Annotated in this window: 24 protein-coding genes and 1 pseudogene; 12 read left to right on the plus strand and 13 right to left on the minus strand. The window is 70.8% G+C overall.

Annotation, left to right across the window (positions count from 1 at the left end; translation table 11 throughout):
- The 3 genes from ACIQMR_RS37450 to ACIQMR_RS37460 all read right to left on the minus strand — a co-directional run.
- On the minus strand, positions 1-188 hold a 188-nt coding region (locus tag ACIQMR_RS37450), incomplete at its 3' end, for a DUF2637 domain-containing protein (RefSeq protein ID WP_401397400.1).
- 221 nt (positions 189-409) lie between these two features.
- The gene (locus ACIQMR_RS37455; protein ID WP_401397403.1) at positions 410-1,135 is read right to left on the minus strand and encodes a DUF3558 family protein; all 726 of its coding nucleotides are present in this window, start codon (positions 1,133-1,135) and stop codon (positions 410-412) included.
- Positions 1,136-1,326: 191 nt separating this feature from the next.
- Positions 1,327-2,160, minus strand: a complete 834-nt coding sequence (locus tag ACIQMR_RS37460) for a DUF3558 domain-containing protein (RefSeq protein ID WP_401397406.1) — start codon at positions 2,158-2,160, stop codon at positions 1,327-1,329.
- Positions 2,161-2,355: 195 nt separating this feature from the next.
- On the opposite strand from ACIQMR_RS37460, the gene ACIQMR_RS37465 reads away from it, so the two are divergent.
- Positions 2,356-3,549, plus strand: coding sequence for an RtcB family protein (locus ACIQMR_RS37465; protein ID WP_401397409.1), 1,194 nt, complete (start codon positions 2,356-2,358; stop codon positions 3,547-3,549).
- Between the two features lie 67 nt (positions 3,550-3,616).
- Here the strand turns inward: ACIQMR_RS37465 and ACIQMR_RS37470 are convergent, their stop codons facing one another.
- Positions 3,617-4,393: a polysaccharide deacetylase family protein gene (locus tag ACIQMR_RS37470; RefSeq protein WP_401397461.1), complete on the minus strand. Its 777-nt coding sequence runs from the start codon at positions 4,391-4,393 to the stop codon at positions 3,617-3,619.
- A gap of 378 nt (positions 4,394-4,771) precedes the next feature.
- Here ACIQMR_RS37470 and ACIQMR_RS37475 point away from each other — a divergent pair, with 378 nt between their 5' ends.
- The 4 genes from ACIQMR_RS37475 (at position 4,772) to ACIQMR_RS37490 (ending at position 9,209) form a co-directional block, all read left to right on the plus strand.
- Positions 4,772-5,296 (plus strand): helix-turn-helix transcriptional regulator, encoded by a 525-nt coding sequence (locus ACIQMR_RS37475; protein ID WP_401397412.1) that lies wholly within the window; start codon positions 4,772-4,774, stop codon positions 5,294-5,296.
- A complete protein-coding gene (locus tag ACIQMR_RS37480) occupies positions 5,293-5,973 on the plus strand; it encodes an ABC transporter ATP-binding protein (protein WP_401397414.1) in 681 nt (226 codons plus the stop codon). The genes ACIQMR_RS37475 and ACIQMR_RS37480 overlap by 4 nt, the downstream gene beginning before the upstream one ends.
- Positions 5,974-6,005: 32 nt before the next feature.
- On the plus strand, positions 6,006-8,324 hold the full coding sequence (locus tag ACIQMR_RS37485; RefSeq protein ID WP_401397464.1) for an FtsX-like permease family protein: 2,319 nt from the start codon (positions 6,006-6,008) through the stop codon (positions 8,322-8,324).
- Positions 8,325-8,570: 246 nt separating this feature from the next.
- Positions 8,571-9,209, plus strand: coding sequence for an amino acid permease (locus tag ACIQMR_RS37490; protein ID WP_401397417.1), 639 nt, complete (start codon positions 8,571-8,573; stop codon positions 9,207-9,209).
- A gap of 7 nt (positions 9,210-9,216) precedes the next feature.
- Here ACIQMR_RS37490 and ACIQMR_RS37495 read toward each other — a convergent pair whose 3' ends face one another.
- Positions 9,217-10,911, minus strand: coding sequence for an alpha/beta hydrolase (locus ACIQMR_RS37495; protein WP_401397420.1), 1,695 nt, complete (start codon positions 10,909-10,911; stop codon positions 9,217-9,219).
- 315 nt (positions 10,912-11,226) lie between these two features.
- Here ACIQMR_RS37495 and ACIQMR_RS37500 point away from each other — a divergent pair, with 315 nt between their 5' ends.
- A complete protein-coding gene (locus tag ACIQMR_RS37500) occupies positions 11,227-11,658 on the plus strand; it encodes a PPOX class F420-dependent oxidoreductase (RefSeq protein WP_401397423.1) in 432 nt (143 codons plus the stop codon).
- An 11-nt stretch (positions 11,659-11,669) separates the two neighbouring features.
- Here ACIQMR_RS37500 and ACIQMR_RS37505 read toward each other — a convergent pair whose 3' ends face one another.
- The 3 genes from ACIQMR_RS37505 to ACIQMR_RS37515 are packed head-to-tail and all read right to left on the minus strand — an operon-like array spanning position 11,670 to position 14,293.
- Positions 11,670-12,437 carry an SDR family NAD(P)-dependent oxidoreductase gene (locus tag ACIQMR_RS37505; RefSeq protein WP_401397426.1) on the minus strand — a complete coding sequence of 256 codons (768 nt, stop codon included), beginning with the start codon at positions 12,435-12,437 and terminating at the stop codon, positions 11,670-11,672.
- Between the two features lie 50 nt (positions 12,438-12,487).
- A complete protein-coding gene (locus tag ACIQMR_RS37510; protein WP_401397428.1) occupies positions 12,488-12,823 on the minus strand; it encodes a YnfA family protein in 336 nt (111 codons plus the stop codon).
- A gap of 30 nt (positions 12,824-12,853) precedes the next feature.
- Positions 12,854-14,293, minus strand: a complete 1,440-nt coding sequence (locus ACIQMR_RS37515; protein ID WP_401397431.1) for an FAD-dependent monooxygenase — start codon at positions 14,291-14,293, stop codon at positions 12,854-12,856.
- 111 nt (positions 14,294-14,404) lie between these two features.
- On the opposite strand from ACIQMR_RS37515, the gene ACIQMR_RS37520 reads away from it, so the two are divergent.
- A complete protein-coding gene (locus tag ACIQMR_RS37520; protein ID WP_401397434.1) occupies positions 14,405-14,983 on the plus strand; it encodes a TetR family transcriptional regulator in 579 nt (192 codons plus the stop codon).
- 4 nt (positions 14,984-14,987) lie between these two features.
- On the opposite strand, the gene ACIQMR_RS37525 is transcribed toward ACIQMR_RS37520, so the two are convergent.
- The 3 genes from ACIQMR_RS37525 to ACIQMR_RS37535 all read right to left on the minus strand — a co-directional run bounded on the left by ACIQMR_RS37525 (position 14,988) and on the right by ACIQMR_RS37535 (position 17,478).
- The gene (locus tag ACIQMR_RS37525; RefSeq protein WP_401397437.1) at positions 14,988-15,722 is read right to left on the minus strand and encodes a Mut7-C RNAse domain-containing protein; all 735 of its coding nucleotides are present in this window, start codon (positions 15,720-15,722) and stop codon (positions 14,988-14,990) included.
- Positions 15,723-15,929: 207 nt separating this feature from the next.
- Positions 15,930-16,475, minus strand: a complete 546-nt coding sequence (locus ACIQMR_RS37530) for a GNAT family N-acetyltransferase (protein WP_401397440.1) — start codon at positions 16,473-16,475, stop codon at positions 15,930-15,932.
- Between the two features lie 49 nt (positions 16,476-16,524).
- Entirely contained in the window at positions 16,525-17,478 is a 954-nt protein-coding gene (locus tag ACIQMR_RS37535; protein ID WP_401397443.1) for a DUF6597 domain-containing transcriptional factor, read from the minus strand.
- A gap of 63 nt (positions 17,479-17,541) precedes the next feature.
- Here ACIQMR_RS37535 and ACIQMR_RS37540 point away from each other — a divergent pair, with 63 nt between their 5' ends.
- Positions 17,542-18,108, plus strand: coding sequence for a TIGR03086 family metal-binding protein (locus ACIQMR_RS37540; RefSeq protein ID WP_401397446.1), 567 nt, complete (start codon positions 17,542-17,544; stop codon positions 18,106-18,108).
- Here the strand turns inward: ACIQMR_RS37540 and ACIQMR_RS37545 are convergent.
- On the minus strand, positions 18,029-18,550 hold the full coding sequence (locus tag ACIQMR_RS37545) for a hypothetical protein (RefSeq protein ID WP_401397448.1): 522 nt from the start codon (positions 18,548-18,550) through the stop codon (positions 18,029-18,031). The two genes, ACIQMR_RS37540 and ACIQMR_RS37545, sit on opposite strands and share 80 nt — an antisense overlap.
- A 428-nt stretch (positions 18,551-18,978) precedes the next feature.
- Between ACIQMR_RS37545 and ACIQMR_RS37550 the strand changes: the two genes are divergently transcribed.
- Positions 18,979-20,094, plus strand: coding sequence for a magnesium and cobalt transport protein CorA (locus ACIQMR_RS37550; protein WP_401397450.1), 1,116 nt, complete (start codon positions 18,979-18,981; stop codon positions 20,092-20,094).
- A gap of 119 nt (positions 20,095-20,213) precedes the next feature.
- Here ACIQMR_RS37550 and ACIQMR_RS37555 read toward each other — a convergent pair whose 3' ends face one another.
- On the minus strand, positions 20,214-20,771 hold the full coding sequence (locus tag ACIQMR_RS37555; RefSeq protein ID WP_401397453.1) for a hypothetical protein: 558 nt from the start codon (positions 20,769-20,771) through the stop codon (positions 20,214-20,216).
- Positions 20,772-20,897: 126 nt separating this feature from the next.
- Between ACIQMR_RS37555 and hemL the strand changes: the two genes are divergently transcribed.
- From hemL to ACIQMR_RS37570, 3 genes and pseudogenes are all read left to right on the plus strand, one after another.
- On the plus strand, positions 20,898-22,214 hold the full coding sequence (hemL, locus tag ACIQMR_RS37560; protein WP_401397455.1) for a glutamate-1-semialdehyde 2,1-aminomutase: 1,317 nt from the start codon (positions 20,898-20,900) through the stop codon (positions 22,212-22,214).
- Positions 22,211-22,903 (plus strand): histidine phosphatase family protein, encoded by a 693-nt coding sequence (locus tag ACIQMR_RS37565; RefSeq protein WP_401397458.1) that lies wholly within the window; start codon positions 22,211-22,213, stop codon positions 22,901-22,903. Before hemL ends, ACIQMR_RS37565 begins: the two co-directional genes overlap by 4 nt.
- A 116-nt stretch (positions 22,904-23,019) precedes the next feature.
- Positions 23,020-23,300 (plus strand): annotated as a pseudogene (locus tag ACIQMR_RS37570) (hypothetical protein); the annotation flags it as partial.

Genomic DNA, 23,300 nt, shown 5'->3' on the forward strand with positions numbered 1-23,300 from the left:
AGCACACAGATGCCCGCGTCGATGCCGATGGGGAAGACCAGGGAGAAGTCGCCGAAGCCCTTCTGCTCGGCGAGCTCGCGCACAGCGGCGTACGATCCGGCGAAACCGATCGCGGCGATGATCACCGCACCGGCGACCACCACGCCGATGAGTATGCGGTGCGTGCGTGTCAGCTGCATCGCGGCCACCCGCGATCCCCTCCCTTGTCCTTTTGTGGCGCCGGTGGCGCGGGCCAAGCCTGGCACATGAATGCGGAGCCCGGGCCTCCGGGGAGGTCCGGGCTCCGGCCGGATGCCGGGGCTCCCGGACCGTCCAACAGATGGTGCAGGTGTGGGGGTTGGGTCCGCAGGCGGCCGGACCGTCGGTCCGCCGGGCCTGCGGGTGGCCGGTCTCCCGGCCCGCCGCGAGCCTAGTTGGCCTTCGCGACCGAGGTCGTGGCCTCCTTGGCCGCGGTCACCGCGTCCTTCATCAGCGCCGACGCGTCCGGGGTCTTCGCCCCCGCGTACCCGGCACCGTTGTACCCGAGCGTGACCACGACGTTGCCGGTACGAGCCACGATCGTTGCGTACTTGAAGTCTTCGCCGGTCTTCTTGAGGCCGAAGCCGATCGCCGTGGCCTCCTCGCCGACACCCGCCGCGGGCGAGGACTTGACGTCCTTGGCGCCCTCGGTCGCGCGGGTCTTGGCGACCTCCTTCTCGTACGCGTCCTTGGCGCGCTCCTCGCCGCTGCCCAGCCCGGCCTCGGACTCGAAACGCTGGAAGGACACGTCGAGCCAGCGGTAGTTCGAGCCCTTGACGCCCTTGTCCTCCAGGCCGTTCCAGGAGCAGCTGCCGCGGACGCCCGTGTCGCTGGAGGTGCCTGCGGTGCCGGCCTTGTTCTTCACCTTGGGCACCAGCTCCTCGATCGTCTTCGAGGTGAGGGCCTTGCAGGGCTGGGGGAGCTCGGCGAACTTCGCGGGTTCCACGGCGCCCGCGGACTGCTTCGTGTCGGGCGAGGAGCCCTCGGAGGAGGACGAGCCGGTGTCCGAGCCCGAGCCCTTGCTGTCGGAGTCCGACGAGCAGCCGGCGACGACGAGCATCACCGGGACGGCGGCGCAGGCGAGTATGCGGGTGAGTCGCGGGGCTGATCGGTGCATGGTTCCTTCAGTCGGTGTGTCGTACGGTCCGCCGTCTGCCGGACGGGCAGTCCGGATCCGGGCGGACGGTCCGGTTCTTCCGGGGCGGCCACGGTACGTCGACACGGTACGACGCCGAAGTCGTCCGGTGGGAGCGAGTGACGGATCCAGCGGACTCGGGTGGCGGCCCGCAGGAGGCCCCCGCGGACGCGCTAGTCGTTGAAGCGCTCGGCCAGTTTCCGGGCCAGACCCTGGGCCTTTTCCTGCAGTTCCTTGCTGTCGGGCAGCTCCGTCACCCGGGCCGGCTGCTCGCCGTACTGGACGGTCACGATCACGTTCGATGTGCGGAACACCACGCTCACGGTGCGGTGCTGCGCGGTGGAACCGGCCCGGGCGAGGACGTCGTCGAGGAACGCGGCGTCACCGAGGCCTTCGAGCACGCGGGGCTCCAGGCCCTCGGGGGCGCTGCCCGGGTCGCCCGACGGCGAGGTGGTGGCCGAGGGCGTCGTGGTGGCGGGGTTGTGCGCGGTGCTCGTGGCCGGCGCGCCCGAGGAGGGGGTGCCGCCCGTGGGGCCGTCCTGCGGGGCGCCGCCCCCGGCGGGAACGGGCAGGTCGGCCGCGTCCTGCTTCTTGACGTACACCTCCTGCGCGCGCTGGTCGTCGCTGATGTCCTGGTCGTAGGAGACGACGCGCTCGACGTCGACACGGAGGTTGTGCGAGGCCTCCGGGGAGTCGGCCTTCCAGCTGCAGCCGACGCGGCGGTCGGTGTCGTAGGTGACGGCGGCCGTGCCGCGGAACACCTTCTCCTGCTGGTCCTCGGGCAGCTCGGCGGCGCCGGGGAGCAGATCCCGGAGCATGGCGCGCTCGACGGCGCCGCACGGCTCGTAGAGCGTGCGGTACTTGCCCGGCCGTGCGACGGGGCCCGCGGTCTCGCCCGTCTTGGCCTCGGTGGTCGAGCCGTCGTCGGCGGATCCCGCGCTGCAGCCGGTGACGAGCGTCGCCACGAGGAGCGCCACAACACCGGGTACGTACGCCCTTCGCTGCACGTTCCCAGGCTCCCTTCTCTGCACTTGCGGACAGTCGGCCGCTGCTGTGCGCGGCGATAACTGGTTGCCGCCCGATGCGCGCCGATGGACACAATGTGTATCGCACGCGCAGCTGTGAACGCCGGTCCGCTGTCCCTTTTGCTGACCTCGGCGCCGGTTTTGCGTTATTCGGCTTATCGGGGGAATCGAGGAAGTATGTCGTATGTAGAGGTGCCCGGGGCGAAGGTCCCGATCCGGATGTGGACGGACCCGTCCACGGTCGAGGACGGCGCCATGCAGCAGCTGCGGAACGTCGCGACGCTCCCCTGGATCAAGGGCCTCGCCGTGATGCCGGACGTGCACTACGGCAAGGGCGCGACCGTCGGCTCGGTCATCGCCATGCACGGTGCGGTCTGCCCGGCGGCGGTCGGTGTCGACATCGGCTGCGGAATGTCCGCCGTGAAGACCTCGCTCACCGCGAACGACCTGCCGGGCGATCTGTCCCGGCTCCGCTCCAAGATCGAGCAGGCGATCCCGGTCGGGCGCGGTATGCACGACGACCCGGTGGACCCGGGCCGGGTGTACGGATTCCCGGTGTCGGGGTTCGACGACTTCTGGTCGCGGTTCGACGGGGTCGCGGACGCGGTCAAGTTCCGCAGGGAGCGGGCGGCCAAGCAGATGGGGACGCTCGGTTCCGGGAACCACTTCGTCGAATTCTGCCTGGACGAGTCCGGCTCCGTGTGGCTCATGCTGCACTCCGGCTCGCGGAACATCGGCAAGGAACTCGCCGATCACCACATCGGCGAGGCGCAGAAGCTGCCGCACAACCAGGGCCTGATCGACCGCGACCTGGCGGTGTTCGTCGCGGACACCCCGCAGATGGCCGCCTACCGGAGCGACCTCTTCTGGGCGCAGGAGTACGCGAAGTACAACCGCGCGCTGATGATGGGGCTCTTCCAGGAAGTGGTCCGCAGGGAGTTCCGGAAGGCGAAGGTCACGTTCGATCCGGTCATCTCCTGCCACCACAACTATGTCAGCGAAGAGCGGTACGAGGGGATGGATCTGCTGGTCACCCGCAAGGGAGCGATCAGCGCGGGCTCGGGGGAGTGGGGGATCATCCCCGGTTCCATGGGTACGGAGTCGTACATCGTCCGTGGCCTGGGCAACCCGAAGTCGTTCAACTCGGCGTCGCACGGCGCCGGCCGGCGGATGAGCCGGAACGCGGCGAAGCGGAAGTTCTCCACGAAGGATCTGGAGGACCAGACGCGGGGCGTGGAGTGCCGTAAGGACTCCGGGGTCGTGGACGAGATCCCGGGCGCGTACAAGCCGATCAGCCAGGTCATCGACCAGCAGAAGGACCTGGTGCAGGTCGTCGCGAAGATCAAGCAGGTCATCTGCGTGAAGGGCTGAGAAGCGGCGCACCACGTGATCGACGGGCCCCGGACTCCGCGTCCGGGGCCTTGTCGTCGGACGCGAGTCAGGGGCGGTACACGGCTCCGGGAATCGGCTGGGCCGGGCGGAGGAGTTCGGGGACCGTCACGAAGGTGTAGCCGCGCTTCTTCAGCTCGCTGATGATGGCGGGCACGGCGGGGACGGTGCCGTCGTATATGTCGTGGAGCAGGATGATGCCGTCCCGGCCGGCCTGGTCGAGGGTGCGCTTCGCGATCAGGGCCGAGTCCGTGGTGGAGAAGTCCTTCGCGGTGGTGCTCCACAGCACCTGCGAGAGGCCGAGTTCCTTGCTGACCGCCGTGACGTCATCGTTGATCCGGCCCTGCGGCGGGCGCATCAGGGTGGGCTTCTCGCCGGTGATGTCGGCTATGGCGTCCTGAGTGCGGGCCAGTTCGTCGCGAATGGCGTCCTTGTCGAGCGTGTCGAGCCGTTCGTGGCTCCAGGTGTGGTTGGCCACCTCATGCCCCTCGGCGGCGAGGCGGCGCACGGTCTCCGGGTGCTTGAGCACATGGTTCTTGCCCAGCAGGAAGAAGGTGGCGTGGACCTTCTCCTTCTTGAGGATGTCGAGGAGCTCGGGGGTGTCCTTACCGGGCCCGCCGTCGAAGGTCAGGGCGATGCACTTGGCCTTCTCGCAGTCGACCGGAGCCTCGGCGGCGGCCGCGTTGCGTCCGGCGGAGCCCGCCTTCCCGGTCCTCCCGTCCCCTCCGGTGGAGGCTGCGGGGTCCCTCGGTGCGTCCGCGCGGGCCTCGGAGGGCGAAGTGGTCTCCATCGAGCAGCCGGTGAGGGCGAGCGCGGCGAGGGACATGGCGGCGAGTGCGGAGGCGATCCTCGGCCGGGTTCGACCTGTGCTGCCGGGCCTGGTGGTCGTGGTGTCGGATGTTTCGGGCATGACGGTGCTCCCCCGTGGCGGGCTTGGTCGAGGTGATGCGGGCGCGCAACGTGGCGCGGCGAGTGCCGCGATCGATGGCCGTGCACGCGGACACGACTATACATAGTGCGTATACGTGCGGTGTATACGCCCTGCGACTAGTGCGCGAAGCCCTCGGGTGGAGTCATGAACGTCCAGGTCGGATGCCGTGCGAGGTCCGGCATCCACGTACCCCGCAGCCCGGCCGGGGAGGGCTCATCGCCTGTGCGGGGTCAACTGTTCATGCCGTATATACACCGCTTGTATAGTGCTCGCATGTCCATCGGCCACACATTGCTCGGACTCCTGGAGTCCGGCCCGCGTCACGGCTACGACCTCAAGCGCGCCTTCGACGAGAAGTTCGGTCACGACCGGCCCCTCGCCTACGGCCAGGTCTACGCGACGATGTCCCGCCTGCTGAAGAACGGCCTTGTCGAGGTCGACGGTGTAGAGGCAGGCGGCGGTCCTGAGCGCAAGCGGTACGCCATCACCGGAGCCGGGGTCACCGACGTATCGCAGTGGCTGGCGCAGCCCGAGAAGCCGGAACCGTATCTTCAGTCGACGCTGTACACGAAGGTCGTCCTCGCGCTGCTCACCGGGCGCAGTGCGGCCGATCTGCTGGAGACGCAGCGTGCGGAGCATCTGCGGCTGATGCGTGAGCTCACCCGCCGCAAGCAGGGTGGCGACCTGGCGGACCAGCTCATCTGCGACCACGCCCTGTTCCACCTGGAAGCCGATCTGCGCTGGCTGGAACTGACCGCCGCCCGGCTCGATCAGCTGGCGAAGGAGCTCGCCACGTGAGCGGGCCTCTGCTCACCGCGAGCGCACTGCACAAGACGTACGGGCCCACCACCGCCCTCGACGGTGCCGAGTTCACGGTCGACGCCGGCGAGATCGTCGCCGTCATGGGTCCCTCCGGGTCCGGCAAGTCGACCCTGCTGCACTGCCTCGCCGGAATCGTCGTCCCCGACTCGGGCGCCATCACCTACGACGGCCGTGACCTCACCGGGATGTCGGACGCCGCACGCAGCGCCCTGCGACGCGGCGACTTCGGCTTCGTCTTCCAGTTCGGCCAGCTCGTACCCGAGTTGAGCTGCGTGGAGAACGTCGCGCTGCCGTTGCGGTTGAACGGCGCCCGGCGCAAGGACGCCGAACGCAAGGCCGGGGAGTGGCTGGAGCGCCTGGAGGTCGCCGAGGTCGGGCACAAGCGGCCCGGCGAGGTCTCCGGCGGTCAGGGTCAGCGCGTCGCGGTCGCCCGCGCGCTGGTCACCTCGCCGCGGGTGCTCTTCGCCGACGAGCCGACCGGCGCGCTGGACTCGCTCAATGGGGAGCGGGTGATGCAGCTGCTCACCGCCGCGGCCAGGGACAGCGGTGCCGCGGTCGTCCTGGTCACCCACGAAGCCCGGGTCGCCGCGTACTCCGACCGTGAGATCTCCGTCCGCGACGGCAAGGTGCGGGGCACGGTGGGTGCGGCGTGAGCCGAGTCCGTGCCTGGGTTCGTGATCTGGCGATGGGTGCCCGGCTCGCCGTGACCGGTGGCCGCCGTGGCTGGGGCCGTACGGTTCTCACCGCCATCGGTGTGGGCTTGGGTGTCTGCCTGCTGCTGACCGCAGCCTCGGTGCCCCACCTTCTCGAGAGCCGGACCGATCGCGTGGCGGGCCGTTCCGTCCTCCCGGCCCACGTCGAAGAGGCTTCCGAGCGCTCGTTCCTGTACGCCGAGACCCAGACCCTTTACCGCGGGGACACGATCAGGGGCACGGTGTTCCGTCCCGAGGGCGCGCGGGCCGCCGTGCCACCCGGGCTGTCGAAGCTGCCGGGGCCGGGCGAGATGGCCGTCTCCCCGGCACTCGCGGATCTGCTCGCCTCCCCCGGGGGAGCGCTGCTGAAGGACCGCCTGCCGTACCGGATCACCGCCACCATCGGGGACCAGGGCCTGGTCGGCCCGAGCGAACTCTTCTACTACGCGGGCAGCGCCGGTCTCCAAGCCGATTCCGGTGTGCGTTCCGACGGCTTCGGCTGGGACCCTGGGGACCCGTTGAGCGCGGTTCTTTGGCTGATCATCGTGCTGGCCTGCGTGGTGCTCCTCCTGCCGGTGGTCGTGTTCATCGCCACCGCCGCGCGCTTCGGCAGCGAGCAGCGTGACCGTCGGCTGGCCGCGTTGCGTCTGGTCGGTGCCGACCGGGCGACGACACGGCGGATCGCGGCCGGTGAGTCCCTGTGCGAGTCGGTCTTCGGGCTGTCCGCGGGCGCGGGTCTGTTCGTACTGGTACGGCAGTTGGCCGGCTCGGTGACGGTCTGGGACGTCAACCTGTTCCCGTCCGACCTCACGCCGAACCCGGCGCTGGCCGCGCTCATCGTCGTCGCGGTGCCGGCCTGCGCGATCGCGGTCACGCTGTTCACCTTGCGCGGTGTGTCGATCGAGCCGCTCGGTGTCGTACGGAACACGGCTCCGCGGCGGCGCCGCCTCTGGTGGCGCGTGCTGCTGCCGGTCGCGGGGCTCGCCCTGCTGCTGCCCCAGGCGGGCCGGATCGACATGAACGACTCCGACATCGCCTCCTATCAGATCGTCGGCGGCTCGCTGCTGGTGCTGCTCGGGATCACCGCGCTGCTGCCGTGGCTGGTGGAGGCCGTGGTCGGCCGGCTGCGCGGCGGCCCGGTCTCATGGCAGCTGGCCGTACGGCGGCTCCAGCTGAGCAGCGGCACGGCGTCCCGTGCCGTCAGCGGCATCATGGTCGCGGCGGCCGGCGGGATCGCGCTCCAGATGCTCTTCACCTCCATGCAGAGCGACTTCATGAAGCCGACCGGCATGGACACCGCCCGCGCCCAGCTGTCGACGTCCGCGCGCGGCGCGGACGGCACCACCGGCCGCGAGATCATCGAGAAGTACTCGGCGACCAAGGGCGTCACCGGCGTGATCGGCATCATCGAGGCCTACGCCGCACGGCCCGGCCCGCAGCGATCCGGCGAGTCCTTCATCCCCCTCACCGGGATCACCGTGGGCGACTGCCCGTCGCTGCGGGAGCTGGCGAAGCTGCCTTCCTGCAAGGACGGCGACGTCTTCATCGCGCGCGAGAACGGCAAGCTCCCCCCGCCGGACGAGGATCCGGCACAGCCCGGCGCCCAGGTCGACCTCCACCTGCAGGGGTACCGACCCGACGGGAAGGTGAAGAGGAAGACCGAATCGGAGCTGTGGCGCGTTCCCGCAACGGCCAAGGCGGTGCAGAGCCGTACCCACCCGATGGGGCAGCTGCCCCTCGACGGCATCCTGGCCACACCGTCCGCCATCGACGTGTCGAAGCTGCAGGACCCCACGACCACGGCGATGATCCGGCTCGACCCGAAGGTCCCGGACGCGGCCGAGCACGCCCGCAACACCGCGGCCGCCATCGACCCCGTGACCGACGTCAGGACGATGCAGAACTTCGAACGGGACAGCCGGTACTCCAGCGTCCGCACCGGCCTGTTCGTCGGTGCGGCCGCGACCATGCTGGTGGTTGCCGCGTCCCTGCTCGTGTCCACCCTCGAACAACTGCGAGAGCGCAAACGGCTGCTGTCGGTACTCGTGGCCTTCGGCACCCCGCGGGCCACCCTGAGCTGGTCGGTGCTCTGGCAGACGGCCGTACCCATCGTGATGGGACTCGCCCTCGCGATCACCACCGGCATCGGCCTCGGTCTCACCCTGCTGAGGATGGTCGACAAACAGGTCACCGACTGGTGGGCGTTCCTGCCCGTCACAGGAGTCGGCGCCGGCCTCATCCTGCTGGTCACGGCCCTCAGCCTGCCACCGCTGTGGCGCATGACCCGCCCGGACGGACTGCGCACGGAATGAGAAGCCACAACGACGTCATCAGTGAGCCCCCGGACGGAATCCGTCCGGGGGCTTTCCTGTGCGCCGGATCCCTTGAGGGTGCCGATCCCATGTCGCGTCGTACGTGTCGTACGCGCCCCACGTGTCGTACGCGCCCCACGTGTCGCACGTGAAGGAAATGGGACATATGCGGCGTGAAGTGGACACTGGTCGGGCTCTGCCGTGGTGTTCCCGCCCGGAGGGCCCGACCGAGGGCGAGGTGGCCGAGTGGCCGAGGTGGCGGAAGCTTCGACGGGCGGTACGGACGACGGCGACCGGTCCGTCGAACTCGGGGGCTACCGGCAGGAGCTGAAACGGACGCTCGGCTCCTTCCAGGTGTTCGCGATCACGTTCGCGTTCTTCGGCGCCGGGATCGTGGTGATGGTCTCGTGCGCGCGGCTCGTCTTCGCGATGTCGCGGGACTCGCGCTTCCCCGCGCACCGGTTGATGCGGCGGGTCGACCCGCGCACGCGGACGCCGATCCCGGCGACGATCCTGATCTTCGTCCTCGGGGTCGTCCTGATGGTCGTGCTGCCGGGAGCCGCGCTGCTGGAGCTGATCACGGCGTCGACGATCCTCCCGGCGATCACCTACGGCTCGACGATCGTCCTCTACCTGGCGGTGCGCAAACGACTGGACCGCCGGAAGGGCGCCTTCGACCTCGGGCGCTTCGAGTTGCCGGTCGCGATCTCCGCGCTGGTGTGGACGCTCGTCGCGCTGTTCGTGCTGGTGGCACCCCGGGAGGCGCTCGTCTCCGTCGTGATCGTGGGCGGGCTGCTCCTGACGGGCGGGCTGTTCTTCCTCGGCATGCTGAAGTTCGACCGCGCGGCGCTGGAGTCCGAGCCCGGGGACGTCAGCGCCTTCTGACACCGACTCACAGGCCACCGTCATGGCGGGGGACGAGGCCGGCCAGCGCGCCGCCGCCGGTGGCGACGCCACCGCTGGGTCTGGAGGGAGAGAAGGGGGGCGTGTCCTGCCGGCACCTCGTTCCGGCCGGCGGGAGGGTGCCGTCGACGAGGTAGCGGCTCTCGTGTTCCTTCACGCAGCTGCTGGGGTTGATCAGTGCGGTGTGCCCGTACCCGTCGTGGGTCAGCAGGCGGGCGTCGGCCAGTTCCCCGGCCATGGCCTGCGCGTCCCGGTAGGGCGTGGCGGGGTCGTAGGTGGTGCCGACCACCAGGACCGGGTGCGCCGTCGGCCTGTTCCACGGGCCGCGGTAGCGGTGGGCGGCGACCGGCCAGGTGGCACAGGGTTCCGAGGCCCAGGTCCAGAAGCGGCCCGGGTCGCCCGCGCGGACGGCCGCGGCCTCCGCCAGGGCGTCGTAGACCGCGGGGTCGCGCGGATTGGGGCTGTCGGAGCAGAACACGGCACCGGCCTGCTCGTCGCCCTGGTACGGATTCGGATGCGGGACCGGCGGCGGGGGTGGCAGCGGGGTCGGTTCCGGGGCGCGGCCCTGCCACAGGTCCTGCAGCTTGTCGGCGAGGGACGTCCATCCGGGGTGGACGACGTAGAGGCTGTTCACCGTGTCACCGACCGTACGGCCGTAGGTCCAGGCACCCACCGGGTGCGTCCGGAGGCGCCGCATCAGCTGGTCGAACTTGTCCCTTGTCGCTTTCGGGCCGCCGGCGGAGAAGGCGCAGCGGGCGGTGGTGGCGGAGCCGCACAGGGCGAGGAAGCGGTCCAGGGTCGCGGCCGCGCTGACGTCCGAGCCCATGCGCAGGAACGTCGGGAGCCGGGGGTCGGCGTCGGACGCGTGGTTCGTCCACGCCTGCGGGTCGATGTTGCTGTCGAGGACCATGGCGCGGACCCGGGCGGGAAAGAGGTTGGCGTAGGTGGCGCCGAGGATCGTGCCGTAGGAGATCCCGAGGTAGGTGAGTTGCGGGTCGCCCACCGCGCGGCGGAGCTGGTCGAGGTCGCGAGCGGTGTCTTCGGTCGACACATGGCGCAGAAGCTCGGGGTCGCGCTGCTGACAGCCCCGGATCAGTTCCTTGTACGCGGCGATCCAGGCCGTCCGCTGCCGCGCGCCCACCGGGAAGCCCGCCGGTTTGCCCGACGTCCAGGCCTCGGCCTCCTCGGTGCTCGCGAAGCAGTTCACCGCGGTGCTGTTGCCGATTCCGCGTGGATCCCAGCTGACGACGTCGAACCGCTCCCGCACCTCCTGCGGGAAGCGCTCGTAGTTCTGCGGCATCTGCACCGTTCCGGGGCCGCCGGGGCCGCCGGGGTTGAAGAACAGGGTTCCGATGCGCCGTCCGGGGCCGGTCGCCTTGTGCTTGATGACCGCCAGCTCGATGGTGCGGCCTCCGGGATTCCCGTGGTCCAGCGGCACTTTCGCGGTCGCGCAGTCGAACGCACCGCCCTGGACGCACGGTTTCCAGTCCAGCTTCGGTGCGGGCACCGAGGGCACCGAGGGCACCGGCGCGCCGTCTGCCACGGCACGGTCCGGGCCGGTCAGCACCGTCGGGCCGGCCAGCACCGTCGAGCAGGTCACCAGGGCGGCGATGAAGGCGGCACAGCGTCGACGGCCCCCCACGGGCGCGGACATCGGTGCGGGTGCGGGTGCGGGGTCGGACATCGGTCCGGGTATCGGTCCGGGTATCGGTCCGGATTCGGGCATGGTCGTTCCTCCACGGCTGAGCGTCCGATGCCACCCCTGCGCTGGACGTCGGCACGCGTCGGTGTCCACGACATCGCGGCCGGGGAGCGTGCGCGAGCCGGCAGCGGCCGAATGGCTGGGCCGCTCCCGCCGGGGCGGTCGAGACCTGCGCTCCGGGGCACTGATCTCCAGCGGGCCGCGCTCGGCCCTCAGCCGGTACGGGTCGTCCTGCGCCGGCCGCGCCGGAACAGCCCGCGAGGAACAACCCCTGCCCCTCGGAGACTTGGCCCTTACATGACCACCACACCGTTCAACCCGCGCTCGCTGCTCGCCGAAAGCCGGCTCGGTGTCCTCGCGACGATCAAGTCGGACGGCCGCCCCCAGCTCTCCCCCGTCATGCCCTTCTACGACCAGGAGACCGACGTCCTCTACGTCTCGATGACCGAAGGACGCGCCAAGACGGCGAATCTTCGCCGGGACCCACGAGCCACGCTGGAGGTCACCGGCCCCGACGGCTGGTCGTGGGCCACGGCGGAGGGCGTGGCGACGCTCACCGGACCGGGGACCGACCCCCACGGTCCCGAGGTCGAGGCATTGGTGGAGTACTACCGTCACGCCGCGGGGGAGCACCCGGACTGGGACGAGTACCGGTCGGTCATGGTGTCCGAGCGCAGGGTGCTCATGGCGATGCCGGTCGACCACGTGTACGGGACCAGCATCCGCTGACGGAGGTCAGCTCAGTGTTCGCGGTGCACCTTGGCGTTCGAGGCCTGGGCCCGGGGGCGGACGATCAGGAGATCGATGTTGACGTGGGACGGGCGGCTGACGGCCCAGGTGATCGTCTCGGCGACGTCGTCGGCGGTGAGGGGCTCGGCCACGCCCGCGTACACCTTGGCGGCCTTCTCGGTGTCGCCGCGGAAACGGGTCGTCGCGAACTCCTCCGTCTTGACCATCCCGGGGGCGATCTCGACGACGCGGACCGGTGTGCCGACGATCTCCAGGCGGAGGGTCTCGGCGAGGACGCGGGCGCCGTTCTTGGCGGCGACGTAGCCCGCGCCGCCCTCGTAGGTGGCGTGGCCCGCGGTGGAGGAGAGGACGACGACCGTGCCGTCCCCGCTGGCGGTGAGGGCGGGGAGCAGCGCCTGTGTGAGGTTGAGGGTGCCGATGACGTTGACCTCGTACATCTGGCGCCAGTCGGCCGGGTCGCCGGTCGCGACCGGGTCCGCGCCGATCGCTCCGCCCGCGTTGTTGACGAGGACCTCGACCGGGCCGGCGCCGTCGAGGGAGGCGGCGAGGGCGTCCACGGCCGCACGGTCGGTGACGTCGAGGGTGCGGGCGGTGGCCCGGTGGCCCGCTTCGGTCAGTTCGGCGGCGAGGGCCTCGATGCGGTCCTTGCGGCGGGCGGTGAGGATCACGTGGTAGCCGGCCGAGGCGAGTGCCCGCGCGGTGGCGGCGCCGATTCCGCTGCTCGCTCCGGTGACGACGGCGATGGGCGTGGCGGTCATGACGGCTCCTCGGTCAACTGATCGATACCAGAAGTCAGGATAGGCAACAGTCAGCGGCCGCGCGGCGCGTACATGATCACGGCCATTCCGGCCAGGCAGATCAGGGCTCCGGCGATGTCCCAGCGGTCAGGACGGTAGCCGTCGGCCACCATGCCCCAGACGAGTGAACCGGCGACGAACACGCCGCCGTAGGCGGCGAGGACCCGGCCGAAGTCGCCCTGCGGCTGGAACGTGGCCACGAACCCGTACGCGCCGAGGGCGATGACGCCGGCGCCGATCCAGATCCATCCGCGGTGTTCACGCACGCCCTGCCAGACGAGCCAGGCGCCGCCGATCTCGAAGAACGCGGCGATGGTGAACAGGAGCGCGGAACGGGCGACGAGCATGGGGGCAGCTTGCCACGGTGCTCCGGGCGGTCAGTCCTGGGCCCAGGCGATGTATCCGTCGGGGCGGACCAGCAGGGCCGCGTGGCGCGGGGTGCGCCAGTGGGCCAGGGTGACGGGGCCCGGCGTGGCGGGCGCCGCCGGCGGTGTCGCGTCCACGCCGTCCGGGGTGACCAGGACGAACGTGCCCGCGCGCAGCAGTTCGTAGAGCCGGCCCTCCTTGAGGTCCAGGTCGGGGGCGCGCCTGCCCGTCGTCCGGTGGACACGGCGCCTGCCGCCGCTGCCGTACGAGATGCCGATGCCGGAGACCATGCCCATCGCCTTGTCGGAGGCCGGACGGACCGTGTCGAGGAATCCAACGACCAGGGAGCGGAACAGACGCCGGGCCGGCGTGTGCGCCATGGCGAGGCGGACGATCGCGCCGCTGCTGCGCAGCACGGTCGCGCCGACCGGATGGCGCTCCGACTGGTACGTGTCGAGGAGCGCGTCGGCGGCCGGTGCGTGGCCGTTCAGCACCGCGGCGAGCTTCCACGACAGGTTCGCCGCGTCCTGCATGCCCGTGTTCATGCCCTGGCCGCCGGCGGGGGAGTGGACATGGGCCGCGTCCCCGGCGAGGAAGACCCGGCCCTTGCGGTACTCCGGCACCTGGCGCTCGTCGCTGTGGAAGCGGGACAGCCAGCGGGGGTCGCGCATGCCGAAGTCCGTGCCGAAGGCCTGGCGGGCGATGTCGCGCACCTCCTCCAGGTCCAGTGGCTCGCTCTCGGGGACCTGGTGGCTGCGCCGCCAGGCCATCACCCGGTACCACCCGTCGCCGAAGGAGGCGGTGACGGCGAACGCGTCACCCGTGCCACCGGCGAAGAGCGGACTCTTCGGCTCCTGTGCGAGACGGACGTCCGCCATGGCCATGGAGCGGATGACCGACCCACCCGGGAACGGCAGGCCCAGAGCCGTGCGCACGGAACTGCGCACCCCGTCCGTGCCGACCAGGTAGCGGGAGCGCAGCGTCTCGTCCCGGCCCTCCTCGTCGCGCAGCTCGGCCGTGACCGAGCCGTCGTCCTGCCGCAGGCCGCGCAGCTCCGTGCCGTACCGGAACGCCGCCCCCGCGGTGAGCGCCCGGCGCTTCAGCAGCCGCTCGACCTCGTACTGCGGGGTGATCAGCAGATAGGGGTAGCGGGTCCGCAGTCGGGACAGGTCGAGGGCGAGCCGGCCGAAGAACTGCAGACGTGTCATGGGCGTGCCCCTGCTCACCAGCTCGTCCGCGAGACCGCGGGCGTCGAGCAGCTCCAGCGTGCGGGCGTGCACACCGAAGGCGCGGGTCAGGTTGCTCGTCCGCTCCGGGCGGCGCTCGACGACGGTGACGCGGACTCCGGCGGTGGCGAGGTCGCCTGCGAGCAGCAGGCCGGTCGGGCCCCCGCCGACGACGGTGACGTCGGTGACATGGGTGGTGCGGTCGGAGCTGGGCTTGCCGGTCATGACAGCCTCCTGCCAACACTTGTAGGTCAACGCTTGTAGGTCAACGCCTGTAGGCAAAGTTACGCCCGCCGGATCTGGAGTGTCAACGCTTGTTGGCCTACAGTTGTTGGCATGAGTTCGGAAGCAGCTGCCGCCGCCCCCCGCCGTTCGGACGCAACCCGTGCCGCGATCCTCGAAGCCGCCCGGGAACGCTTCGCCGCGGACGGGTACGAGCGGGCCACGATCCGGGCCATCGCCAAGGACGCCGGAATCGACCCGTCGATGGTGATGCGGTACTACGGCAACAAGGAGGGGCTGTTCATCGCCGCCTCTGAGATCGACCTGCGGCTGCCGGAGCTGGGTGCCGCGCCCGGCCGCAACGTCGGCGCGGTGCTCGTCTCCCACTTCCTGGACCGCTGGGAGGACGACGAGGTGCTCACGGCCATGCTGCGCGTGGGCGTCACCAACACGGCGGGTGCCGAGCGCATGCGGCAGGTGTTCAGGTCGCAGCTGCTGCCCGTCGCGGCCGGGGTCTGCCCGGTGCCCGAAGAGGTCCCGCGCCGGGCCGCGCTCGCCGGCTCGCAGATCCTGGGGATGGCCCTCGCCCGCTACGTTCTGCGGATCCCGCCCGCCGTCGACATGACCAAGGACGAAGTGATCGCCTGGCTGGCCCCGACGATTCAGCGGTATCTGACCGCCGAGAAGCCGTAACCGCTCAGGCGGCCGCGCCGCCGAACTCGCGCAGCGCGCCCTCGACGATCGCCTCCAGGCGGGCGTGGTGGGCTCCTCGCCAGTAGACGCGCTCACACGCGGTGCACTGGGCGAACACGTCGTACGAGCGCTGGGTGCCCTGCTCCAGATGGTGCTCCACCGCCTCCTTGTCCGTGTCCGCGAGCGGGCCGTTGCAGGCCGTGCAGCGGGTCCACGGTGCGAGGGCGGGCGCGAACCGCTGGAGCACGTCACGGAGCTGGTCGTCGGGGCGGTCGCTGTACACGTACGCACCGGCCCACAGCTCCCGGCGGCGCAACAGCCCGCGGTCCCGGGACAGCATCACGCGCCGCTCCCGTGCTGAGAGCGTGGCCAGTGCCGCGTCGCCGATGTCCTCGCTCTCGTAGGCCGCGTCGACACCGAGGAGCCGCAGGCGCCGGGCGAGGGTGCCGAGATGGACGTCGAGCAGGAAGCGGAGCGGGGCGCCGGGCACGGACTGCGGGCGCTCGAAGCCCAGGACCCGCACCCGTTCGCCCGCGGCGGGAACGTGCGACGCCTCGACCCGGGTGCCGTCCACCAGCAGTCGCCCGGCCTCGGTGAGCGGGACCCCGAGCGACTCGACGACGTGGCCGAGGGTCGAGGAGCCGTCGGTGACGAGGGCCGTCCGCCCGTCGCGGCGCTCCGCCGCGACGAAGAGCCGCAGCTCAGGGGCGAAGCTGATGTGGATCTCCGGTCCGTTCACGCGGCCAGCATCGCATCGGGCGGACCACCCCAGCCAGCGAGATTCCGGCAGGATCCGGAGCCGGCACACAGGAGCGCAAGGCGTCGGCCCGGTCCCTCCCCGGGGCTTGTCCCTTCCCGGGCCCGATCCCTCCCTGGGACCTGTCCCTCCCCGGGGCCTGCCCCTGGTCCCGTCGCCAGGTCGTCGTCCCGGGCCCGGGCGGACATCTCAGGACGCCGCCGTGGCGTGCGTCCCGCCGAGGTCGAAGCGCCAGTCGTTGCTGCGCAAGGGCGTGCCCGGCGGATACTCGAAGTCGCACTCCCCGAGGAGCGTGAAGCCCGCCTTCCGGCACACCGCGTTCGACGGCACGTTGTCGAGGGACGGAAAGGCGTGCAGATGGCGGTGCCTGTGCGCCGCGCGGGCCTCCTCGATCACGGCCAGGGTCGCCGCCGTGGCGACCCCGCGCCCCTGGAAGCCGGGGAGGATGCTCCACCCCGTCTCGTACACCTGCACGCCGCGCCAGGTCCTCTCCCAGAAGCCGATCGATCCGGCGGCCTCGTCGCTCCCGTCGGTCAGCACCACGCGGTACATCCGCCCCGCGGCGGTCCCGTCCGCGCTCAGGGCCACGTACCGCTTGTGCCGCTCGGCCAGCTTCCCGTCCGACTCCGGACCGCCCAGGTGCACCATCGACTCAGGCGCGTTGATGGCCCGGAGCAGCTCGAAGTCGTCGTCCGCCCAGGGCTCGATCCGCACAACCCGCGTCGTGTCGTCCATGCCCGGCACCGTACGCCCCGGGACCGACAACGCACCGGGGAAGCGGTCCTCACCCGGGCGTTCGCGTGGCGGCGTAGGCCGTTGGCGGCACGCCGACCGTCGAGGTGAAGTCCCGTACGAGGTGGGCCTGGTCGCTGTAGCCGAGCTCGGCGGCGAGCGCGGCCCAGTCCGGCTCACCGCGCCCGACGCGCCCACCGCGTACGTCGCTCCCGTCGTTCTCGGCGTCGCCGCTTCCGGTACCGGAAGCGGCGCAAGCGCTGCTTTCCGCCTCGGCCCGCTCCAGGGCCTCGTGCACGCGGTAGCGCAGGATGACCCACTTGGGTCCGACTCCGACGTACTCCGCGAAGAGCCGCTGCAGGGTCCGCGCCGACACCCCTTCCGCCGCGGAGAGCTGGGCGACCCGGCGGATCGTCCGGTCGGTGCGGACCTGCTCGACCAGCGCCATCGCCCGCTCGGCCTGCGGATCGGCCTGCGGCCCGAGACCGAGCAGGAAGACGTCGAGCGCCGTGACCCGCGCGTCCTCGTCGTCCGGTAGCACGATGGCCGCGGCGTCCGCCGACGCGAACACCTCGTGGTCCGGCACCTGGCGGCCCGTCCACTCCGACACCGGCCGCCCCGGCGCGAACGGCCGGAAGCCACCGGGCCGGAACTGCACGCCGCAGACCCGCCCCCGCCCCTCCAGCTTCCGTGTGAAGAGTCCGAGGCCGATGCCCGCGACCTCGCCCCCGGGCTGCTCGTCCCCGTACCGCTGGAAGACGACGTTCACGGACGGATGAGGCACCACGTGGGTGACGTACGGCTCGGCCAGGTCCCAGTCGATCAGCCAGTAGTGCTCCAGGTACGGCCGCAGCGGCGGGGCCGGCTCCCGGCGCCGGAAGCGGACGTGGGCGAAGAGGTCCGGGGCGTCGACGATCCCACGGGTGTCGCGGCGCGGCCCGTCCGCCGGCCGAGGTTCCCGTCCTCCCCGTGCCTGCGCCTTCCACGGCTCGCTCCTGCTCGCCATGTCCGGATCCTATGTCGCGTTTCTTCAAGACACAGCGGCCCGGCGACTGCCAGCGTCGCGGGCATGAAGGCCATCAGTGAACTCCTCGAAGCCACGACCGCGCGTGCCCTTCCCGTCGTCCGCGCGGTGACCGCCGACAAGCTGACCGCTCCGACCCCGTGTCCCGAGTACGACGTACGCGCCCTGATCAACCACCTCCTCCACGTGGTGGTCAACTTCCAGGCGCTCGCGGCGAAGAAGGACTCCGACTTCTCCACGACGCCCGACCGTACGGCGGGCGACTGGCGGGCCCTCTTCGCCGACGAGACCTCCCGGCTGGTCGAGGCGTGGGCCGGGCCGGGGGCTGAGGAGGGCACCACGGGTTCGCTCGGCCTTCCTGCCAGGACCGTCGGGTTCATGGTGCTGGGCGATCTGACCGTGCACGCCTGGGACCTCGCCCGAGCGACAGGACAGCGCTACGACCCCGATCCGGAGGTGGTCGCCGAACTGGGTCCGGCGGTCGAGGCGATGGCGCCGATGGCCAGGAAGTGGGGAGCGTTCGGCGAGGCCGTCACAGTGCCGGCGGACGCGTCCGTGTTCGCGCGGGTGCTGGCGACGACGGGTCGCGATCCGGGCTGGAGTCCGTGCTGATCCCGCTGGTCCCGCCGACCCCGCTGGTCCCGTCCGACCCCCCGCTGACGTGCGCGCCGACGACGGCGTGTGCGTCGGCGGACTCCTGGTCGCCGGTCCGGACGCCGTCCGCGCAGCCGCCCTCGCCCGCGCAGACGCCCTCGGCGCAGCCGCCGTCCGCGCACGTGCCGTCGTACAGACCCGCGAGCCGTGCGTACGCCTCGTCCACGATCTCCTCGGCCGCCACGAGCATTTCCCGCTCCGCGCGCCGGGCACCGGCGTGCGCGCCCGAGTGCGCGTACGGATACGCGTACGAACAGGCATCCGGGCGCGTAGCCGGACGCGCGTGCGACGAGGGGGCGGCCGCGCGCCTGCGTCGCCGCCACCAGCTGTCGCACACCGCGTAGACGCCGCTCGCGCAGACCGTCAGGGGGATGCACAGGACCAGCAGGACGTCACCCACGCCGGACCCTCCTCGGGGAAGTCGGAATCTCATGACTCGGCTGTCACGACTCGGCTGTCACGACGGCGCTCGCGACACATCGGCGCGACACGCCGGTGCGACACGTCGGTACGTACTCACGACGGGCGCATTCCGGACATCGGCAGTCGCGGTGCCCGGCTGGAGTTAGTTCACCGTTCAAAAGAATGTCCGGCAAGCAGGCGTGCCGATCACCGAAATCGCGAGGGACGCAGGATCACCGCAGGACCCTCACGTGACTTTCGCCGTGACGAATCCCTCCGAAAGAGATTCCTGACGCATCTCCGGCACAGAGAACCCGGCGGCACCCGAAGCCCGGCCGACATTCACGGCCGACATTTACAAGCGACTTCCCGTTCGGGAGGCTGGCCTGAGAACCACCCAAGTCCGCACGGGAGTCCGCGTTGTCGATGATCCGCAACCTCCGCCGCGCCGTACGGCGCGCGTATCGCCGTACGGTCGACCTGAGCCACCCGGCGCGGTCGCCGCTCGGCAGCGCCGTCGTCAACTGTGTGGGGTACACGGACGGGGTACGGCAGGCAGGGAGTTGTCCGGCCGAGGAAGCGCTGCGCCGCGTGCGCAAGGAGAACAGCGCCGACCCCACCGGCAGCAGCTTCGTCTGGATCGGGCTGCACGAGCCCACGCACGAGGAGTTCACCGGGCTCGCGGAGCTGTTCGGCCTGCATCCGCTGACCGTCGAGGACGCCGTCAACGCCCACAGCCGGCCGAAGGTCGTGCGCTACGACGACACACTGCTCGCGGTCTTCAAGACGGTCGGCTACGCCGAGCACGACCAGCTGACCGCCACCAGCCAGGTCGTGGAGACCGGCGAGATCACCGTGATCACCGGCCGGGACTTCGTGATCACCATCCGGTACGGACGGCACGGCTCGCTCGGCCCGCTGCGCGAGGCGCTGGAGTCCGTACCCGACCAGCTCACCAAGGGTCCTTCCTCGGTGCTGCACGCGGTGGCCGACTTCGTCGTCGACGAGTACCTGGCCGTCGCCGACGCCGTGCAGGACGACATCGACGCGGTCGAGACGGCCGTCTTCTCGGAGCACGCGGGGCGCGGTGACGTGGGCCGCGGCGAGGCGGGGCGGATCTACCAGCTCAAGCGGGAACTGCTGGAGTTCAAACGGGCAGTGTCCCCGCTGAACCGCCCCCTGGAGTCGCTCGCCACCCAGCCCGCCCTGCTGATCGCCCCGGAGATACGGCCGTACTTCCGCGATGTCTCGGACCACCTCGCCCGGGTCAATGAGCAGATGAACGAGTACGACTCGCTGCTGGACTCGATCCTGCAGGCGCATCTGGCGCAGATGACGGTCGCCCAGAACGAGGACATGCGGAAGATCACGGCATGGGCGGCGATCGTGGCCGTCCCGACGATGGTCTGCGGGGTCTACGGCATGAACTTCGAGCACGTACCCGAGCTGCGCTGGACCTATGGCTACCCGGTCGTCCTCGGCGTCATCGCCGTCTCCTGCTTCGTGATCCACCGGGGCTTCCGGCGCAACGGCTGGCTCTGACGGCCCTCAGCGCAACGCCGGCCCTCAGCGTCATGCCGGTCCTCACCGGCATGAAAGCCCTCAGCGGCAAGACAGGGGCGGGGCCGGAACACCCCGCCCCACTGCGCGGACAGCTCCGGTCAGGGCCACACCAGGCAGTACGGCTGATGCCCCGCCTCGTGCAGCCGATGCGAGAAGTCCTGCCACTCGTGCAGCAGCTGGTACACGTTGAACGCGTCCCGCGGGCCGCCGCGGTCCGGGACGGTCGACCAGATGAAGGCCGCCGCGCCCACCGATTCCTCGCCGATGCCGCGCAGGGGGTCGACAACGGTCATGGGGAGCTTCACCACGGCGTAGTCCGGGTGGAGGACCACCAGCTCCAGCGGGGGCACCTTGTGCAGCGGCATGCCCTGAATACCCGTGAGCACCATCGCGGCTATGGTTTCCGGCTTGATCTTGGTGAACATTCCGCCCATGCCGAGTTCGTCGCCGCCCAGCTCCTCCGGGCGCATCGAGATCGGCACGCGGGCAGCCGTGGCGCCGTCGGGTGCGCCGAAGTATTTGTACGTCACCCCCATGCCCCGGCCACCCCTGTTCTCCACGGGCTCACGCGCCTCGTGCCGCCGGTGCCTCCCACGCCGGGCAGGCTCGGGACCCAGGTCGTCGGTCCCCTCGCCCAGTCCGCCACCGCGATGCATATCTCCACCCGACTGCTTTTAGGACGCACAGCGCCGGCCGCGCAACCCGATCATCGTGACAGTGACCTCCCCCACGGACGTGCTGTGAAACACCTGTCCGCAAGAACGTCGCGTGCCTCTGACACCATGGATTCCGTGAGCTTTCCCTATGACGCCCCAGTTTCGCAGACGCTTTTCGACCGCGCGTCCCTCGTGACGCCCGGCGGCGTGAACTCTCCTGTCCGTGCCTTCCGCGCCGTGGGGGGTACACCCCGGTTCATGGTGTCCGGTACCGGTCCGTATCTGACGGACGCGGACGGGCGCGAGTATGTCGACCTCGTGTGCTCCTGGGGTCCGATGATCCTCGGACACTCCCATCCCGAGGTCACGGCGGCCGTACAGGACGCCGTCTCCCGAGGCACCTCGTTCGGCACGCCGGGAGAAGGTGAGGTCGCGCTCGCCGAGGAGATCGTGGCACGGGTCGCCCCGGTCGAGCAGGTGAGACTCGTCTCGTCCGGCACGGAGGCGACGATGTCGGCGATCCGGCTGGCGCGCGGTTTCACCGGGCGCGCCAAGGTGATCAAGTTCGCCGGCTGCTACCACGGCCATGTGGACGCCCTGCTGGCCGCGGCAGGTTCCGGGGTGGCGACCTTCGGGCTGCCGGACACCCCCGGGGTCACGGGAGCGCAGGCGGGCGACACGATCGTGCTGCCGTACAACGATCTGGAGTCGGTCCACGCGGCCTTCCACGCGCACCCGGGCGAGATCGCCTGCGTGATCACGGAGGCGTCGCCGGGCAACATGGGCGTGGCCCCGCCGCTGCCCGGTTTCAACCAGGGCCTCAAGGACGCCTGCGCCAAGAACGGCGCGCTGTTCATCTCCGACGAGGTCATGACCGGTTTCCGTACGTCGAAGGCCGGCTGGTACGGCGTCGACGGTGTGAACCCGGACCTGATGACCTTCGGCAAGGTCATGGGCGGCGGCTTCCCGGCCGCGGCGTTCGGCGGCCGTGCCGACGTCATGGGCCATCTCGCCCCGGCCGGGCCCGTCTACCAGGCGGGCACCCTCTCCGGGAACCCGGTGGCGACCGCCGCGGGCCTCGCCCAGCTGCGGCTCCTGGACGACGCGGCGTACGAGAAGGTCGACGCGGCCTCCGCGCGGATCCGGGGTCTCGTCACGGACGCGCTGGCCAAGGAGGGCGTCGCCCACCGGCTGCAGACCGCGAGCAACATGTTCTCCGTGTTCTTCACCGACCGTGAGGTGCGGGACTACGAGGACGCGAAGAAGCAGGAAGCCTTCCGCTTCAACGCGTTCTTCCACTCGATGCTCTCCCAAGGTGTCTACCTTCCGCCGTCCGCGTTCGAGTCCTGGTTCGTGTCGACCGCCCACGACGACACCGCGATCGAGCGGATCGCCGCCGCGCTGCCCGCCGCCGCCCGCGCCGCCGCGGAGGCCACGGCATGACCGGTTCGGGGATCAATACGGAAACGACGGTCGTCCATCTCATCCGGCACGGCGAAGTGGAGAACCCGGACGGCGTTCTCTACGGGCGGCGGCCGGGCTACCACCTGTCCGAGCTGGGACGACGGATGGCCGACCGGGTCGCGGAGCACCTCGCCGACCGCGACATCACACATGTGGTGGCCTCTCCGCTGGAGCGTGCCCAGGAGACGGCGGCCCCGATCGCCAAGTCGCACGGTCTGACCCTGGACACCGACGATCGGCTGATCGAGGCGGCGAACGTCTTCGAGGGCAAGACCTTCGGCGTGGGCGACGGCGCGCTGCGCAAGCCGGGCAACTGGAAGCACCTGACCAATCCGTTCCGGCCGTCCTGGGGCGAGCCGTACATCGACCAGGTGGCACGGATGCTGGACGCGCTGGGCACCGCCCGGGACGCGGCCCGCGGCCATGAGGCGGCCGTGGTCAGCCATCAGCTGCCGATCTGGATCGTGCGCAGCCATGTCGAGCAGCGCAGGCTCTGGCACGACCCGCGCCGCCGGCAGTGCACGCTCGCGTCGTTGACGACCTTCACCTATCAGGGCGACAAGATCGTCTCGGTCGGATACTCGGAGCCGGCGCGCGACCTCGTTCCGGCGCATCTTCTCGCCGGTGCCAAACCGGTCAAGGGAAAGTCAAAAGCCTTTGGCGCATAGCCATCTGGCTGTCCAGCACATTCCGTGTTAGTCCCTGGAACCTTCCCGTTCCGCACGCCATCTCACTTGATGGCAGTACGGCTGCGGCGAACGCGACAGGGAACGGGATGGTCGGCATGCGCAACATCACACGAAGGGGCTTGCTGGGAGCGGGACTCGGCGCCGCAGCGGCGATCGGTGTCGCGGGCTGCGGCACGGGCTCGGGCAACGGAAAGCCGGGGAAGAGCAGCGGCGGCGCCGACGGAGGAAACGGGGGCGGCGGTGACGGCAAGGGCCAGGCGCCCCAGGAGAAGCCGGTGCGCCTCATAGGCGATGGTTCGACGGCCGACACGGGGAAGCAGCCGCACCAGCCCGATGCGCCGGTGCCGCTCGCGCCCGGTCAGGCTCCGCCGCAATT

Origin of the sequence: Streptomyces sp. NPDC091376 (assembly GCF_044757085.1) — a bacterium.
Taxonomy (GTDB): Bacteria; Actinomycetota; Actinomycetes; order Streptomycetales; family Streptomycetaceae; genus Streptomyces; species Streptomyces pratisoli.

Excerpts from the sequence above, each read along its gene's own strand:
- ACIQMR_RS37455 (WP_401397403.1), bottom strand. The coding sequence starts at position 1,135 with ATGCACCGATCAGCCCCGCGACTCACCCGCATACTCGCCTGCGCCGCC.
- ACIQMR_RS37465 (WP_401397409.1), top strand. The coding sequence starts at position 2,356 with ATGTCGTATGTAGAGGTGCCCGGGGCGAAGGTCCCGATCCGGATGTGG.
- ACIQMR_RS37470 (WP_401397461.1), bottom strand. The coding sequence starts at position 4,393 with ATGTCCCTCGCCGCGCTCGCCCTCACCGGCTGCTCGATGGAGACCACT.
- ACIQMR_RS37475 (WP_401397412.1), top strand. The coding sequence starts at position 4,772 with ATGTCCATCGGCCACACATTGCTCGGACTCCTGGAGTCCGGCCCGCGT.
- ACIQMR_RS37485 (WP_401397464.1), top strand. The coding sequence starts at position 6,006 with ATGGGTGCCCGGCTCGCCGTGACCGGTGGCCGCCGTGGCTGGGGCCGT.
- ACIQMR_RS37495 (WP_401397420.1), bottom strand. The coding sequence starts at position 10,911 with ATGTCCGACCCCGCACCCGCACCCGCACCGATGTCCGCGCCCGTGGGG.
- ACIQMR_RS37500 (WP_401397423.1), top strand. The coding sequence starts at position 11,227 with ATGACCACCACACCGTTCAACCCGCGCTCGCTGCTCGCCGAAAGCCGG.
- ACIQMR_RS37505 (WP_401397426.1), bottom strand. The coding sequence starts at position 12,437 with ATGACCGCCACGCCCATCGCCGTCGTCACCGGAGCGAGCAGCGGAATC.
- ACIQMR_RS37510 (WP_401397428.1), bottom strand. The coding sequence starts at position 12,823 with ATGCTCGTCGCCCGTTCCGCGCTCCTGTTCACCATCGCCGCGTTCTTC.
- ACIQMR_RS37515 (WP_401397431.1), bottom strand. The coding sequence starts at position 14,293 with ATGACCGGCAAGCCCAGCTCCGACCGCACCACCCATGTCACCGACGTC.
- ACIQMR_RS37520 (WP_401397434.1), top strand. The coding sequence starts at position 14,405 with ATGAGTTCGGAAGCAGCTGCCGCCGCCCCCCGCCGTTCGGACGCAACC.
- ACIQMR_RS37530 (WP_401397440.1), bottom strand. The coding sequence starts at position 16,475 with ATGGACGACACGACGCGGGTTGTGCGGATCGAGCCCTGGGCGGACGAC.
- ACIQMR_RS37535 (WP_401397443.1), bottom strand. The coding sequence starts at position 17,478 with ATGGCGAGCAGGAGCGAGCCGTGGAAGGCGCAGGCACGGGGAGGACGG.
- ACIQMR_RS37540 (WP_401397446.1), top strand. The coding sequence starts at position 17,542 with ATGAAGGCCATCAGTGAACTCCTCGAAGCCACGACCGCGCGTGCCCTT.
- ACIQMR_RS37550 (WP_401397450.1), top strand. The coding sequence starts at position 18,979 with ATGATCCGCAACCTCCGCCGCGCCGTACGGCGCGCGTATCGCCGTACG.
- ACIQMR_RS37555 (WP_401397453.1), bottom strand. The coding sequence starts at position 20,771 with ATGCATCGCGGTGGCGGACTGGGCGAGGGGACCGACGACCTGGGTCCC.
- hemL (WP_401397455.1), top strand. The coding sequence starts at position 20,898 with ATGGATTCCGTGAGCTTTCCCTATGACGCCCCAGTTTCGCAGACGCTT.
- ACIQMR_RS37565 (WP_401397458.1), top strand. The coding sequence starts at position 22,211 with ATGACCGGTTCGGGGATCAATACGGAAACGACGGTCGTCCATCTCATC.